This window comes from Stenotrophomonas sp. PUT21 (genome assembly GCF_052232875.1).
Lineage (GTDB): Bacteria > Pseudomonadota > Gammaproteobacteria > Xanthomonadales > Xanthomonadaceae > Stenotrophomonas > Stenotrophomonas maltophilia_N.
Genome location: NZ_CP197645.1, coordinates 737,485 through 751,521 on the forward strand (window position 1 = coordinate 737,485; position 14,037 = coordinate 751,521).

Here is a 14,037-nt window from a genome sequence, read left to right on the forward strand (position 1 = left end):
GATCCATGGCAGACAATCATTACGACGCCATCGTTGTTGGCTCGGGAATCAGTGGCGGTTGGGCGGCGAAGGAACTGACCGAGAAGGGCCTCAAGGTCCTGATGCTGGAACGTGGCCGCAACATCGAGCACGTGAAGGACTACGTCAATGCGATGAAGGAGCCGTGGGACTTCCCGCACCGCAACCGGCCAACCCAGGCGATGAAGGCCGCCTTCCCGGTGCTGATGCGCGACTACGCGCTGGCTGAGAACCTCCAGGGCATGTGGGCCGACGAGCAGGAATCGCCCTACATCGAGACCAAGCGCTTCGACTGGTTCCGCGGCTACCACGTCGGCGGGCGGTCGCTGATGTGGGGCCGGCAGAGCTATCGCTTCTCCGATCTGGATTTCGAAGCGAACCTCAAGGACGGCATCGCCACCGACTGGCCGATCCGCTACGCCGACATCGCGCCGTGGTATGACCATGTGGAGAAGTTTGCCGGGATCGCCGGCACCCGCGAAGGGCTGGACGTCCTGCCGGACGGCCAGTTCCTGCCACCGATCCCGCTGAACATCGTCGAGAAGGACGTGGCCGCGCGGATCAGGAAAGCCTTCGGCGGCACCCGGCACATGATCCACTCGCGCACGGCCAACATCACCCAGCCGATGCCCGAGCAGGGCCGGGTCAACTGCCAGTACCGCAACAAGTGCATCCTCGGCTGTCCCTTCGGCGCGTATTTCTCGACACAGGCGGCGACGCTGCCGGCGGCCATGAAGACGGGCAACCTGACCTTGCGGCCGTTCTCGATCGTCAAGGAAGTGCTCTACGACAAGGACCGCAAGCGTGCGCGCGGGGTGGAGGTCATCGATGCCGAGACGGGGCAGACCTATGAGTACACGGCCAAGGTCATCTTCCTCAACGCCTCCTCCTTCAACTCGACCTGGCTGCTGATGAACTCGGCCACCGATGTATGGGAGGGCGGGCTGGGCGCATCGTCGGGCGAGTTGGGCCACAACGTGATGGACCATCATTTCGGTGCGGGCGCCTCGGGCCGGGTCGAGGGTTATGAGGACAAGTATTACTTCGGCCGTCGTCCCTGCGGCTTCTACATTCCCCGCTTCCGCAACGTGGCGGCGGACAAACGCGGCTACCTGCGCGGCTTCGGCTACCAGGGCGGTGCCAGCCGTACGGGATGGTCGCGCGAGATCGCCGAGCTGAACATCGGTGCCGACCTGAAGGAGGCGCTGACCGTGCCGGGCGACTGGCGCATCGGCATGACCGGCTTCGGCGAAGTGCTGCCGCACCACGACAACACGATCCGCCTGGACAGGGACCGCAAGGACAAGTGGGGACTGCCTGTGCTGGCGATGGATGTCTCCCTGCGCGCCAACGAACTGGCCATGCGCAAGGACATGGCCGCCGATGCCGCCGAGATGCTCGAGGCCGCCGGCGTCAAGGACGTGGAGATGCACGACAACGACTACGCCCCCGGCAAGGGCATCCACGAAATGGGGACCGCGCGCATGGGACGTGACCGCAGGACGTCCGTGCTGAACCAGCACAACCAGGTCTGGGATGCGCCCAACGTCTATGTGACCGACGGTGCCTGCATGACCTCCAGCGCCTGTGTGAATCCGTCGCTGACCTACATGGCGCTGACGGCGCGGGCCGCCGACCATGCCGTACGCGAACTGAAAGCGGGGAATCTCTGATGGACCGCCGCGAACTGCTGAAGATGATCGTCGCCGCCACCGGCGCGGCGATGATTGGCCTGCCCGCACTCGGCCAGGCACAGCCCCCGGCCGCGACGGCGAAAGGCCTGTTCTCCGATGCCGATGTCGGCACACTGGATGAGATTGCTGAGACCATCCTGCCGCGGACGAAAACGCCCGGAGCGAAAGACGCAGGCGCCGGTGCGTTCATGGCGACGTTCGTCAGCGACTGCTACACCGCCCGGCAGCAGGCGACGTTCCGCGCGGGATTGGCCGACATCAGCAAACGCGCCGGCGGGCGCTTTGATTCGCTCGCGCCGCAGGCACGCACCGAGCTGCTGCGCGCGCTGGATGCAGAGGCCCGCAAGCACGCGGTCGAGGTGAGCGAAACCGGCACCGCCGAGGAAGGAGAACCGATGCCGCACTACTTCACGATGTTCAAGCAGCTGGCCATCTTCGGTTTCTTCACCTCGAAGGTGGGCGCGACCGAGGTGCTGCAGTACGTCGCCGTGCCGGGGTGCTATGACGGCGACCTGGCGTATGTTCCCGGTACGCCGGCGTGGGGGACCAGCTGATGGAGCGCAACAGAATGATCCAGCCTGTGCTGATCGCCGCCGCCGTGCTGGTTGCCGCACCGGCGCTCGCGCAGGCCGCTGCCGACCCGGCGCGCGATCCGAAGCAGACCGAGGTCTGGACGCCGGTGCCCGCGAGCGTGGCCACGCCCCCGGGAAAGGCCCCTTCCGATGCGATCGTGCTGTTTGATGGCAAGGATGTCTCCGCCTGGGAGTCGGAACAGGGCGGACGCGTGCCCTGGCGCCTGGCCGATGGCGCACTGACGGTGGTTCCGGGCAGCAAGGGCATCCGCACCCGGCAGCGCTTCTGCGACGTGCAGCTGCATGTCGAATGGCGCACGCCTGTCGAGATTACGGGCTTTGAGGGCCAGGACCGGGGCAACAGCGGCATCTTCCTGCAGGAGCTCTACGAGCTGCAGGTGCTCGACAGTTACAACAACCCGACCTATGCCAATGGCCAGGCCGGCTCCATCTACAAGCAGGCCATGCCATTGGTGAACGCCTCGCGCGCACCGGGGCAGTGGCAGGCCTACGACATCCTCTGGAAGGCACCTCGGTTCTCACCCGGCGGTGGGCTGGTGTCGCCCGCGCGCATCACGGTCCTGCACAACGGCGTGCTGGTACAGGACGACACCGTGCTGGCGGGCAAGACCGAGTACATCGGCGCGCCTTCATACGCACCCCATGGGTGTGCGCCGATCTACCTGCAGGAACACGACTCCAACGTCAGCTACCGCAACATCTGGGTGCGGGAGCTGTAGTGGACGCCTATTTCGCCAGGTAACTGGCGAGATTGTCGATTTCCTGTGCCGACAGCTGGGAAAAGGGCGGCATCAAGCCGCCGCCCTTGCTGATCTTTTCCTTGATCTGCGCCGGCTGCAGCCGCTTGGCGACATCGGTGAGTGCGGGGAACGTCGGCGGAATGCCGGCCCGATTCGCGCCGTGGCAGGCCGTGCAGTGCACGGCATAGACTTGTGCACCAGCGGCCGGGTCATCCTTGGACCACGCTGCGGGGGCCAGCACCGCGCCGCATAGCGCCAGGGCCAGTGTCAGGATCTTGTTCACGAGAGGCTCCTTGGTGGGCTAGCGGGGTGAGCTGGCGGGCAACGTAGCGGTGAGGTGCTGGCGCAGGTAGTCGGCGCCCGTCTTGATGACCTTGGCCGGATCACGAGGTTGGTCGTGCTCGACGATGTACCACTGCACGCCCGCCGCCGCGGCGGCAGGCAGGATCGCGTTCCAGTCCAGCACGCCCTGGCCAACAGCGGCGAAGCCGCCTTCGTCTTCGGCCTGGCCGGTGGGTGCGTTGTCCTTGGCGTGTACCGCGAACACGTGGCCACGGAATCTGCCCAGCATCACCACCGGGTCGTGGCCCGCACGGGCTACCCAGGCCAGGTCCAGTTCGGTCTTCAGGTCGGGCCCGGCGGCAGCGAACAGCAGTTCCAGGCCGGTTTTGCCGTTGAAATCGACCAGCTCGAAATCATGGTTGTGGTAAGCCAGGCGCATCCCCTGGGCGTTTGCCTGCGCCGCGATCCGGCCCAGTTCCTGGCCCAGTGCAGTCCAGCCTGCGGCATCGGTCGGCCGATCCTTCTTGTCCAGGTACGGCACCACCAGGGTGGTGTTTCCGATCGAGCGGTTGAAGGCCACTACCCCGCCCAGGTCGCTGCGCAGATCGGCCAGTTGCACGTGCGAGGAAATTGCCTTGATCGAGTAGCGGTCCAGCAGTTGCTTGAGTTCGGCAGCGCTGACGTTCTGGGTACCCACTGTCTCCACCGCGCCGACGCCCGCGTCATGCACGATCTTCAATTGCTGGTCGAGCGTGCCGGCGTCGCGCAGCGTGTACATCTGCACAGCGATGGGCTGCGGTGGACCGGCCGGGGCGCCTGCGAAGGCGGGCAGGGCAGCGAGCAGCAGCAGTGCGAGGGTGGTGGTCCTGCGCGTAGCGATTTTCATCAACACATCCTCCCGGGATTCAACCGATGGTGGTCCAGGCACGGGACCTGGCCGATGCAATCACGCGGTCGACGATCAACGCCGAACGCAGGCCGTCCTCGAAGGTGGGCAGGCCCTGTGGCCGCTCGCCGTCGATGGCGTGATAGGTGTCGGCGACGAACGCCTCGAAGCAGTAGCCGTAGCCCTGCGCATGGCCAGGCGGCAACACCGAGAGGCGCCGCTGTTCGGCACTGCCGCCACCCGGCCCACGCACGAAGGTTTCCTCGCGCTGGTCGGGCCGGCCGATCCACAGCCGCTCGGCATCTTCTTGGTTGAATGCCACGCTGGCCCTGGCGCCATCGATCTCGAACCAGAGCCGGTTGTGGCGTCCGGCCGACACCTGGCTGACGGTCAATGACGCCAGCGTACCGGCGCCGGTACGGAACATCGCCGCCGCCACGTCCTCGCTGCGGACCGGCTGCATCGCGCTGCCGGCCACCGCGGTGGTGAAGCTCTGCCCGGTGCCGGTGCTGCGTTCGGCGATCACCGTGTCGAATGCTGCGCTGACCTCGGCGAAGCGCTCGCCGCTGACCCACTCCACCAGGTCGCACCAGTGTGAGCCGATGTCGGCGAACACGCGCGACGCGCCACCCAGCGCAGGATCGACGCGCCAGTTGTTGCTGGCCGGGTCCAGCAGCCAGTCCTGCAGGTAGCTGCCGTGGATCAGGTGCAACGGCCCGAGTTCGCCGTCGGCGATGCGTGCACGCGCCTCGCGCACCACCGGGTGGTAGCGGTAGACGAAGGGCACCGTGGCGACCAGTCCGCCCGCCGCGGCCAGCGACGCCAGCGCCCTGGCATCTTCCAGCGTGGTGGCCAGCGGCTTCTCGCAGACCACATGCTTGCCGGCTTCCAGTGCGGCCTGTGCCATGGGACGGTGCAGATGGTTGGGCGTGCAGACATGCACGACCTGTACCTGTGGATCGGCGACCACCTCCTCGATGTCCCGATAGGCGCGCGGGACATTCCATGCCTGCGCCACGTCGCGTGCGCGTTGCGGTGACGAGGCGGCCACGCCGCGGATCTCGGCACCGGCCAGCAGCGCCGCGCGACGATGCACCGCGCCGATCATGCCGGTGCCGATGATGGCGATTCCAGGTTTTGGCATCAGCTGCGGTCCTCAGGGCGTGGACGATGTGGCCGCGACCACTGGCCGGTCGCGGAACAGCAACAGGAAGGCGATCAGTACGACCAGCGCGACGCCTGCCGGGAACAGCCAGATCTGCTGCCAGTCGGGCCCTGCGTCGGTGGTGAAGTGCTCCACCACCGCCCCGGACAGGAACGTGCCGATCAACATGCCCACGCCATACGTGGCCAGCGTGATGAACCCCTGCGCGCTGCTGCGCGCGGCCGGTCCGGCATGCGCATCGGTATAGATCTGGCCGGTGACGAAGAAGAAGTCGTAGCAGATGCCGTGCAGCACAATGCCGATCACCAGCAGGGTGAAGCCGCCGCCCGCATCGCCAAAAGCGAACATGACGTAACGCACCACCCACGCGGCCATGCCCACCGCCAGCATGGTCTTCACCCCGAGCCGCACGAACAGCAGCGGCATCGCCAGCATCAGCAGCACTTCGGACACCTGGCCCAGCGACTGCAGGCCCGCTGCGCCGCGCACGCCCAGGTCATTGAGATACGGGTTGGTGAAGTTGTAGTAGAACGCCAGTGGGATGCAGATCGCGATGGATGCCAGGAAGAACACCAGATAGGATCGCGACTTCAGCAGCCGCAGCGAATCCAGCCCCAGGATCTGCCCGAGCCCGGCATCACGCTGTTGCGCCAGGGGTGGCGTGTGCGGCAGGGTGAACGCATACAGGCCAAGGGCCAGCGACGCCATCGCCGCCATCCGGAAGGTCAGCTCGAGCCCGTGCGCCTGTTCCCAGCCCAGCCAGCCGATCAGCACGCCGGCCACGATCCAGCCGACGCTGCCGGCCACCCGCACCAGCGGGAACTGTTTCTCGGGCGATTGCATGTGCCGCATCGCCACGCTGTTGGCCAGTGCCAGTGTCGGCATGAACAGCAGCATGTAGCCCATCACGCAGGCGGAGAACATGCTGAAGGTGGTTGCCGTTGACGCCAGCCACATCAGCACCGCGCCGGCCAGGTGCAGGACCGCGAGGATGCGCTGCGCCGCGAAGTAGCGATCGGCGATCAGCCCGACCAGAAAGGGCGCCACGATGGCACCGATGGACTGGCTGAGGAAAGCTGTCGCCACCTGGCTGGCGCTGGCTTGAAGCGGGCCCTGGACGAGATAGGTTCCCAGGGTGACGAACCATGCTCCCCAGATGAAGAACTGCAGAAACATCATCGCGCCCAAGCGCGACATGGTGTGCGTCATGGTTTGCCCTCCCAGGCAGTGAAGGCTCAGATCCCCAGCATGCGGCGTAGTGATTCCGGATCGGTCCCGCTGTCGGCAAAGTCGTCGAAAGCGCGCCCGGTCACGTGGATGATGTGGTCGCGGATGAAGGCGGCGCCCTCGCGCGCGCCGTCCTCCGGGTGCTTCAGGCAGCACTCCCACTCCAGCACTGCCCAGCCGGGAAAGTCGTACTGCGCGAACTTCGAGAAGATCGCCTTGAAGTCGATCTGGCCGTCCCCGAGCGAGCGGAACCGCCCAGGACGATCGATCCACTCCTGGTAACCGCCATACACGCCACTGCGCGCGCTGGGGTGGTACTCCGCGTCCTTGACGTGGAAGATGCCGATGCGATCGTGGTAGCGGTCGATGAAGCCCAGGTAGTCCATCTGCTGCAGCAGCAGGTGGCTGGGGTCGTACAGGATCTTCGCGCGGGGATGGTGATCCACCACCTCGAGGAAGCGCTCGAACGTCGCGCCGTCATGCAGGTCCTCGCCCGGGTGGATCTCGAAGCACAGGTCCACGCCGCAGGTGTCGAACGCATCCAGAATCGGGCGCCAGCGGCGGCCGAGTTCGGCGAAGGCTTCGTCCACCAACCCCGGCGGTCGTTGCGGCCAGGGATAGAAGTAGGGCCATGCCAGCGCGCCAGAGAACGTGGCGTGCGCGGTCAGGCCCAAGCGCTGGCTGGCCTTGGCGGCCAGCAGCAGTTGCTCCACCGCCCAGGCCTGGCGGGCCGCGGGATCACCGCGTTTGTCCGGTGGCGCGAATCCGTCGAACAGGCTGTCATAGGCCGGATGGACGGCGACCAGCTGCCCCTGCAGGTGGGTGGACAGCTCGGTGATCCGCAGCCCATGTCCTTCCAGCATGCCGGTGACATCGTCACAGTACGTCTGGCTGCGCGCAGCTTCGGCCAGATCGAACAGCGCCGGAGCGCTGGTAGGCACTTGTACGCCAGAATAGCCGAGCCCCGCGGCCCATCCGGCCAGCGTGTCCAGCCGATCGAAGGGAGGTGTGTCGCCGATGAACTGCGCCAGGAACAGTGCTGGACCCTTGAGCGTTTTCAAGATGATTCGCCCTCAATGCAATCGATTGCATTATCCTAGCAGGGGCATTCGAAAGACCTGTTGTGCACTGCACAGCGGAAGGAAGAGGTAACGCCATGGCCACCATCTACGACATTGCAAAGCACGTCGGTGTTTCCGCCGGCACGGTGTCGCGGGCGCTGTCCCGGCCGGAAAAAGTCCTGCCGGCCACGCGCGCGCGCATCGAACAGGCGGCGGCCGCGCTGGGCTATGTTCCCAACACGGTTGCCAGGACACTCAAGACCCAGCGCAGCGGCAAGATCCTGGTCACCGTGCCGGACATCGCCAATCCGTTCTTCGCCCAGATCCTGCAGGGCGCGGAGGAGGCGGCGCAGGCGGTTGGCTATGCCGTCCTGCTGGGCGATACCCAGAACCTGCCCGAGCGCGAGGAACGCTACGCGCAGATGCTCCGGCGCAACGAGGCCGACGGTCTGATCGTGCTGGGCCATCGCCTGCCGCCCACGGCACGCGCGATCGTCCAGCAGCAGGGGGCTGCCGCGCCGGTGGTCAATGGCTGCGAGTTCGATCCCGCACTTGGCATCCCCAGCGTCCATATCGACAACGCGGCCGCCGCACGCGCCGTGATGGAGCACCTGTACGGGCTGGGGCACGAGCGGATTGCCGTGGTCGGTGGGCCGCCGGACAATCCCCTGCACCAGCAACGGCTGGAAGGCGTCCGGGCCGCCGCCAAGGCGCGCGGCCGCCTGCGCCAGCTCAGCGTCGTGCCCGGCGACTTTTCCGTCGAATCCGGTCACGCGGCCGGGATGGCGCTGTTGGCGCGCGCGCCCGTGCCGACCGCGATGTTCTGTTTCAGCGACCAGATGGCGCTGGGCGTGCTGGCGGCCTGCCGGGATCTGGGCCTCCAGGTGCCGGGTGAGCTGTCTGTCGTCGGCTTCGACGACCTGGCATCGTCGCGGTATCTCACGCCTCCGCTGACGACCATCAGGCAACCGATGCGGGAGATCGGTGCCCGCGCGGTCAACCTGCTGCTCGCCATCATCGAGCGTGTCGATGTGCCGCTTCAGCAGACGCTGGATTTCAGCCTGATGCTGCGGGGCTCGACGGCTTCGCCCGGACGGAGCTGAGGCAGAGCGGCATGCGGCATGCGGCTGCCGCGGCACGGTGGCGCCGGTGGTGTCACGCACGGTTGGATGAGAGGCAGGGGTAGCGATGCGCCCGGATGGATTCGGCTCAGGCCAGGGTGACCTGCACCGCCTCGCCGCTCGTGCAGGACGGCGCGATCCACACATCGAATACACCCGCTTCGGCACGGCGGATGCCATCCACGCCGGTGAACTCGAGCATCGATTCGTTCAACAGAAAAGCGACGTCCAGCGACGCTCCACCAGCCAGGGTGACCTTGTCGAAGCCCTTGAGCTCACGGACCGGCCGGACCCGGCTGGCGACCCGGTCGTGGATATACAACTGCACGACCTCCTCGATGGTCCGCTGCCCGAGGTTGCGCACGCGCGCGCTGACCCGGACCGACTCGCCCCGCCGAAGCACCGCGGCGTCCACCCGGGTGGGGCCGTACTTAACCTTGCCGTAGGTCAGGCCATGCCCGAACGGGTACAGCGCTTCATGCGGGATCTCGCGCCAGCGTGTCTTGAATTCCTTCATCTCCGGCAGTTCGGGACGGCCGGTGCGCGGATGGTTGTAATAGTAAGGTTGCTGCCCCGACGCGAGCGGGAAGGACACCGGCAGGCGACCTGACGGGCTGTAATCGCCAAAGAGCACGTCAGCGATGGCATGGCCGGTCTGCGAGCCCAGGAACCAGGTGATCAGCACGGCATCGGCATCCCGCACGCCGCCCTGCAGGGCCAGCGCGCGGCCATTGCGGACCAAGGCCACCACGGGGGTGCCAGCGGCGGCGACCGCATCGGCCAGCTGTTGCTGGACGGCAGGCAACACGATCTCGATGCGCGATTGCGCCTCGCCGGAGTAGCGCTGCGGCTCGCCCACGGCCAGGATCACCACGTCCGCGCGCTGGGCGGCCTGGACGGCGAGTGCCAGACCGCCGTCGATCGCGTCCTCCATGCCACACCCGTCGACAATCTCCAGCTGCGTGATGTCGCCAAGCGCGTCGCGCAGGCCCTCTTCAAGCGAAACGTACCGATCGGCATCGCCGAACAGCGTCCAGCAGCCTTCGATGTTGTCGCGGTCACGGGCGAACGGTCCGATCAGCGCGATGCGCTGCCCGGTCCTGGCCAGTGGCAGCACGTCACCGGCATTCTTGAGCATCACGATCGAGCGCCGCGCCGACTCGCGCGCGAGCTCCTCATGCCGCGCAAGGCATGCGTCGGAGACATCGTCCATCTCCAGCGAGCGATACGGGTTGTCCAGCAGGCCGGTGCGCTCCTTCAGTTCCAGCATGCGCCGGACCGCCTGGTCCAGGCGCCACATCGGCACGCGGCCATCGCGGACGAGCGAAGGGAGATGCTGCAGGTACAGGCCGCTCTGCAGGCTGAGGTCGAGGCCGGCCATGAAGGCTTTGAGCACCGCGTCCTGCATGTCCTCGGCATAGCCGTGTGCGACCAGCTCCATTTCCGAGGTGTAATCGGAAATGGTGACGCCATCGAACCGCCACGCGCCGCGCAGAAGGTCGGTCAACAACGGCTTGTTGGCACTGACTGGTACGCCGTTGATATCGTTGAACGCGGTCATGATGCTGCCGACGCCGGCATCCACTGCCGCCTTGAACGGGGGCAGATGTACATCCTGCAAGGTCTGCGGGGCGATATCGACCGTGTTGTAATCCAGGCCCGCCAGACAGGCGCCGTAGGCAACGTAGTGCTTGGCCGTGGCGAGCAGCGCATCCTCGCGGCGCAGGTCGTCGCCCTGGAACCCCTGCACGCGTGCGGCACCAAACCGGCACGCAAGCAGCGTGTCTTCGCCGGTGCCTTCGGCGCCGCGGCTCCAGCGCTGGTCGCGGGTCACGTCAATGGCCGGTGCGAACGTCCAGTGAATCGCTGCGGCGGTCGCTTCCACGGCGGTGGCGCGGGCAGTCCGGCGCGCCAAGTCCGGTTCGAAGGTCGCGGTCTCGCCCAGCGGGATCGGAAACACCGTGCCCATGCCATGGATCACGTCGGCGGCCAGGATCAGGGGAATGCCCAAGCGGCTCTCTTCCACCGCCACCCGCTGCAGCGCCACCGCACCCTGCCGGCCCCTGCCGTTGAACAGGGCGCCGACCTTGCCCTGGCGGATGAGCTCGAGCACCTGTCCGGCGTTCTGCTCATTGGCGACCGGATTGATATCCGGAACGAAGGGGCGAACCATGTCGGCCGTGACGTTGAGCTGGCCGACCTTTTCTTCGATGGTCATCTGCGCCATCAGCGCATCGATACGGGATGTCATTGGAGCCTCATGAAATCGGTTACATGAGGCTATGAAAAGAGGTTGATCGGTAAACCGCCAGCGCGGCGATCAGTCGCAGGCGATGGGGGCCGACTGCGAGGAGGTCCGGATGAGCAGCTGGTGGGGCAGGATCTGCTCGCCGCAGGGCAGGCCAGCATTTCCGGTGAGGCAGTCGAGCAGTGCCCGGGTTGCCGCGGCCGCCATCCCGGCCATCGGCTGGCTGGCCACGGTCAGCGGTGGCCAGGCGCGCCGCGCAGCGGCAGTGTCATCGAAAGCGGCCAGTGACAGATCCTGCGGAACCCGCAGGCCCGCGCGATGCGCTATCCACAGCACGCCCAGCGCCATGTCGTCATTGCTGGCCAGCACGGCCGTCGGTGCTGAGGACATGCCGAGCAGCGCTTCGCCGATGTCGCAGCCCGACTGGAACGAAAAGCGGCCATGGCGGATCAGCTCCGGCGGGATCGGCAGTCCGGCCCGCGCCATCGCCTCCTCGAAACCGGCAAGGCGCTCCCGGCTGTCGCCATGCTCCATGGGCCCGGCCAGGAACGCGATCCGTTGGTGGCCGCTGTCGATCAGGTGCAAGGTGAGCTGATCGGCCGCCAGGCGGTTGTCGATGCGGATCGTCCGCATGCCCGGCAGTACCTGTGCACCGGCCAGGGCAACGGTGGGAATGCCGAGCCGCATGAAGGCGTCCGAGCCGGACAACAGCTCGGCGTACGGTGGGATGAGGATCAAGCCTTCGGCGCCGGACTTGATCGCATCCATGACCCGCTGTTCGGCATGCTCAAGCGTCGGCGAGGTGCCTTCGCAGACGATCAGTCCGGCGCCTGCCGCGTTGGTGCTGGCCAGCACCGCGAGCAGTGCATCGGTCAGGAAGGGCGAGCGGTCACCGGAATGGATCAGTGCGAGACGGGTTCCCGCCGCACCGGCGAGACGCCGCGCCTCAAGATTGGGGACGTAGCCGGTCGCACGGATCGCTTCCCTGACCCGCGCGCGCGTTTCCGCGCCCACCTTGCCCGTGCCGTTGATCACGTTGGATACGGTCATCGTCGAGACGCCGGTGCGATCGGCAACCGTCTTCAGCGTTGCAGGGCGATGCGGAGGTTGGCCTGGGCCTGGACGGTGCGCCATCGAAACGCCTGCTGGAGAACAGCGGGTATTGGAACGGGTTTAACGTTAAACCCGGCTGAGCCGGATGAACCGTTCGTGCCGGCGGTCCACGTTCCTCCGAGCGTGATCCACTACCATGGGCCACCCGTCAGGATGCGCCCGCATGTCCCTCGTGATCCCCGTGTTGCCCAAGCCGCCCACCGCCCGCATCGCGGCCTGGCTGCTGATGCTGCTGGGGATGTGGCTGACCTTGAAGCTGGGCCTGGTGGTGACGCTGCTGTCGGGCCTGCTGGTGTTCCACCTGACCCATCTGTTGGCCTCCACCGTCGAAGGCAGGCTGCCGCCCGGTCGCGCCCGCGCCTATTCGGTGATCGTGCTGTCGGCGTTGATCATCGGCGCGCTGACCCTGGCCGCAATCGGCATCGCCTCGTTCTTCCGCAACGAGACCGGTGGCCCGGATGCGCTGTTGATGCGCCTGATGGACATCCTCAATACCTCCCGCCACCAGGTCCCGGACCTGCTGCAGCCGTACATCCCGGAAGACCTGCAGGCGCTGCGCACGGCGATGAACGACTGGGCGGCGACGCACCGCCAGCAGCTCGGCATTGCCGGCACCTCTGCGGTGCAGATCAGCGTGCGGATCCTGATCGGCATGGTGCTGGGCGCGATGATCGCCCTGTACGACGAACTGCCGCTGCCGAAGCTGGGGCCGCTGGCGCAGGAACTGATCGGCCGCACCAGCCGCATGGCCACCGCCTTCCGGCAGGTGGTGTTCGCGCAGGTGAAGATCTCGCTGCTCAATACGCTGTTCACCGCCATCTTCCTGCTCGGCGTGCTGCCGCTGTTCGGCGTGCACGTGCCGCTGTCCAAGACGCTGGTGCTGATCACCTTCCTGGCCGGCCTGCTGCCGGTGGTGGGCAACATCATCTCCAACACCGTCATCACCATCGTCGCACTGTCGGTCTCGTTCTACGTGGCCGTGGTCGCGCTGCTGTACCTGGTGGTCATCCACAAGCTGGAGTACTTCCTCAACGCCCGCATCGTCGGGGGTGAGATCCAGGCACGTGCCTGGGAGCTGCTGCTGGCGATGCTGGTGATGGAAGCGGCGTTCGGTCTGCCCGGATTGGTGGCGGCGCCGGTGTTCTACGCCTACATCAAGCGCGAACTGCTGGATCAGCGCTGGATCTGAGTCGAGCAACGTCCCATGCCCTCGTACGACATCATCACGCTCACCACCGCACGCCTGACCCTGCGCCCGCAGGTCATGGCCGATTTCCCCGCCTATGCGGCCTTCCTGTCCTCACCCCGTGCGGTCGGCGTGGGTGGGCCCATGGACGAGCGCGCGGCCTGGGGCCTGTTCTGTCATGACCTGGCGCAGTGGCCGCTGCTGGGACACGGCGCGCTGATGATCGAGCTGACCGCGACCGGCGCGTGCATCGGACAGGTGGGAATCAACCATGGGCCGCTGTTCCCGGAGAAGGAACTGGGCTGGTTGCTGTATGACGGCCATGAGGGCCGGGGATATGCCACCGAGGCCGCTGCAGCGCTGCGTGATTGGGCCTTCGCCGCACTGGCATTGCCGACCCTGGTCAGCTACATGACGCCGACCAATACCGCGTCGGCGCAGGTCGCGCGACGCCTTGGCGGCGTGCCGGATGCGGCGGCCGCACGGGCCGACCCGGCGGATCTGGTCTACCGCTACGGCGGCCCCGCGCAGGTCTGACCGGCCGCACGTGATGCTGCATGCTGGCCGGGATTCCGTAGCAGGCGGACCACCGCCCGAACGAGGCCATGGAAGAATATTCAACGGTCCGCGACCGTGCATTGCTGCCGGGCCCGGCGCGGTCTATGACGCAGGCAGGTCTCACACAGGAACGGCACCATGGCCG

At 66.7% G+C, this 14,037-nt stretch carries 13 protein-coding genes; 6 read left to right on the forward strand and 7 right to left on the reverse strand.

Annotation, left to right across the window (positions count from 1 at the left end; all coding sequences use genetic code 11):
* The first annotated feature begins 5 nt into the window (after positions 1–5).
* From ACTT2I_RS03515 to ACTT2I_RS03525, 3 genes are read left to right on the forward strand one after another with little or no spacing between them, the layout of a single operon-like run.
* Positions 6–1,691, forward strand: a complete 1,686-nt coding sequence (locus tag ACTT2I_RS03515) for a GMC oxidoreductase (RefSeq protein WP_421100635.1) — start codon at positions 6–8, stop codon at positions 1,689–1,691.
* Positions 1,691–2,266 carry a gluconate 2-dehydrogenase subunit 3 family protein gene (locus ACTT2I_RS03520; protein ID WP_421100634.1) on the forward strand — a complete coding sequence of 192 codons (576 nt, stop codon included), beginning with the start codon at positions 1,691–1,693 and terminating at the stop codon, positions 2,264–2,266. The genes ACTT2I_RS03515 and ACTT2I_RS03520 overlap by 1 nt, the downstream gene beginning before the upstream one ends.
* Before the next feature lie 14 nt (positions 2,267–2,280).
* Positions 2,281–3,024 carry a 3-keto-disaccharide hydrolase gene (locus tag ACTT2I_RS03525; protein WP_421100633.1) on the forward strand — a complete coding sequence of 248 codons (744 nt, stop codon included), beginning with the start codon at positions 2,281–2,283 and terminating at the stop codon, positions 3,022–3,024.
* Between the two features lie 7 nt (positions 3,025–3,031).
* On the opposite strand, the gene ACTT2I_RS03530 is transcribed toward ACTT2I_RS03525, so the two are convergent.
* From ACTT2I_RS03530 to ACTT2I_RS03550, 5 genes are read right to left on the reverse strand one after another with little or no spacing between them, the layout of a single operon-like run.
* A complete protein-coding gene (locus tag ACTT2I_RS03530) occupies positions 3,032–3,328 on the reverse strand; it encodes a c-type cytochrome (protein WP_421100632.1) in 297 nt (98 codons plus the stop codon).
* A gap of 18 nt (positions 3,329–3,346) precedes the next feature.
* Positions 3,347–4,213: a sugar phosphate isomerase/epimerase family protein gene (locus tag ACTT2I_RS03535; protein WP_421100631.1), complete on the reverse strand. Its 867-nt coding sequence runs from the start codon at positions 4,211–4,213 to the stop codon at positions 3,347–3,349.
* Positions 4,214–4,232: 19 nt separating this feature from the next.
* Positions 4,233–5,357 carry a Gfo/Idh/MocA family protein gene (locus ACTT2I_RS03540; protein ID WP_421100630.1) on the reverse strand — a complete coding sequence of 375 codons (1,125 nt, stop codon included), beginning with the start codon at positions 5,355–5,357 and terminating at the stop codon, positions 4,233–4,235.
* A 12-nt stretch (positions 5,358–5,369) separates the two neighbouring features.
* The gene (locus tag ACTT2I_RS03545; protein ID WP_421100629.1) at positions 5,370–6,587 is read right to left on the reverse strand and encodes a nucleoside permease; all 1,218 of its coding nucleotides are present in this window, start codon (positions 6,585–6,587) and stop codon (positions 5,370–5,372) included.
* 26 nt (positions 6,588–6,613) lie between these two features.
* Positions 6,614–7,666 (reverse strand): sugar phosphate isomerase/epimerase family protein, encoded by a 1,053-nt coding sequence (locus tag ACTT2I_RS03550; RefSeq protein WP_421100628.1) that lies wholly within the window; start codon positions 7,664–7,666, stop codon positions 6,614–6,616.
* Between the two features lie 95 nt (positions 7,667–7,761).
* Here ACTT2I_RS03550 and ACTT2I_RS03555 point away from each other — a divergent pair, with 95 nt between their 5' ends.
* Positions 7,762–8,769: a LacI family DNA-binding transcriptional regulator gene (locus ACTT2I_RS03555; RefSeq protein WP_293984176.1), complete on the forward strand. Its 1,008-nt coding sequence runs from the start codon at positions 7,762–7,764 to the stop codon at positions 8,767–8,769.
* Between the two features lie 106 nt (positions 8,770–8,875).
* Here the strand turns inward: ACTT2I_RS03555 and ACTT2I_RS03560 are convergent, their stop codons facing one another.
* Together ACTT2I_RS03560 and ACTT2I_RS03565 are read right to left on the reverse strand one after the other, a co-directional pair.
* The gene (locus ACTT2I_RS03560) at positions 8,876–11,038 is read right to left on the reverse strand and encodes a glycoside hydrolase family 3 N-terminal domain-containing protein (protein WP_421100627.1); all 2,163 of its coding nucleotides are present in this window, start codon (positions 11,036–11,038) and stop codon (positions 8,876–8,878) included.
* Between the two features lie 69 nt (positions 11,039–11,107).
* Positions 11,108–12,169 carry a LacI family DNA-binding transcriptional regulator gene (locus tag ACTT2I_RS03565; protein WP_421100626.1) on the reverse strand — a complete coding sequence of 354 codons (1,062 nt, stop codon included), beginning with the start codon at positions 12,167–12,169 and terminating at the stop codon, positions 11,108–11,110.
* A 142-nt stretch (positions 12,170–12,311) separates the two neighbouring features.
* Here ACTT2I_RS03565 and ACTT2I_RS03570 point away from each other — a divergent pair, with 142 nt between their 5' ends.
* Both ACTT2I_RS03570 and ACTT2I_RS03575 read left to right on the forward strand, forming a co-directional pair.
* Positions 12,312–13,337 (forward strand): AI-2E family transporter, encoded by a 1,026-nt coding sequence (locus tag ACTT2I_RS03570; RefSeq protein WP_088432094.1) that lies wholly within the window; start codon positions 12,312–12,314, stop codon positions 13,335–13,337.
* A gap of 15 nt (positions 13,338–13,352) precedes the next feature.
* Positions 13,353–13,871, forward strand: a complete 519-nt coding sequence (locus ACTT2I_RS03575; protein WP_293984170.1) for a GNAT family N-acetyltransferase — start codon at positions 13,353–13,355, stop codon at positions 13,869–13,871.
* The last annotated feature ends 166 nt before the right edge of the window (positions 13,872–14,037 follow it).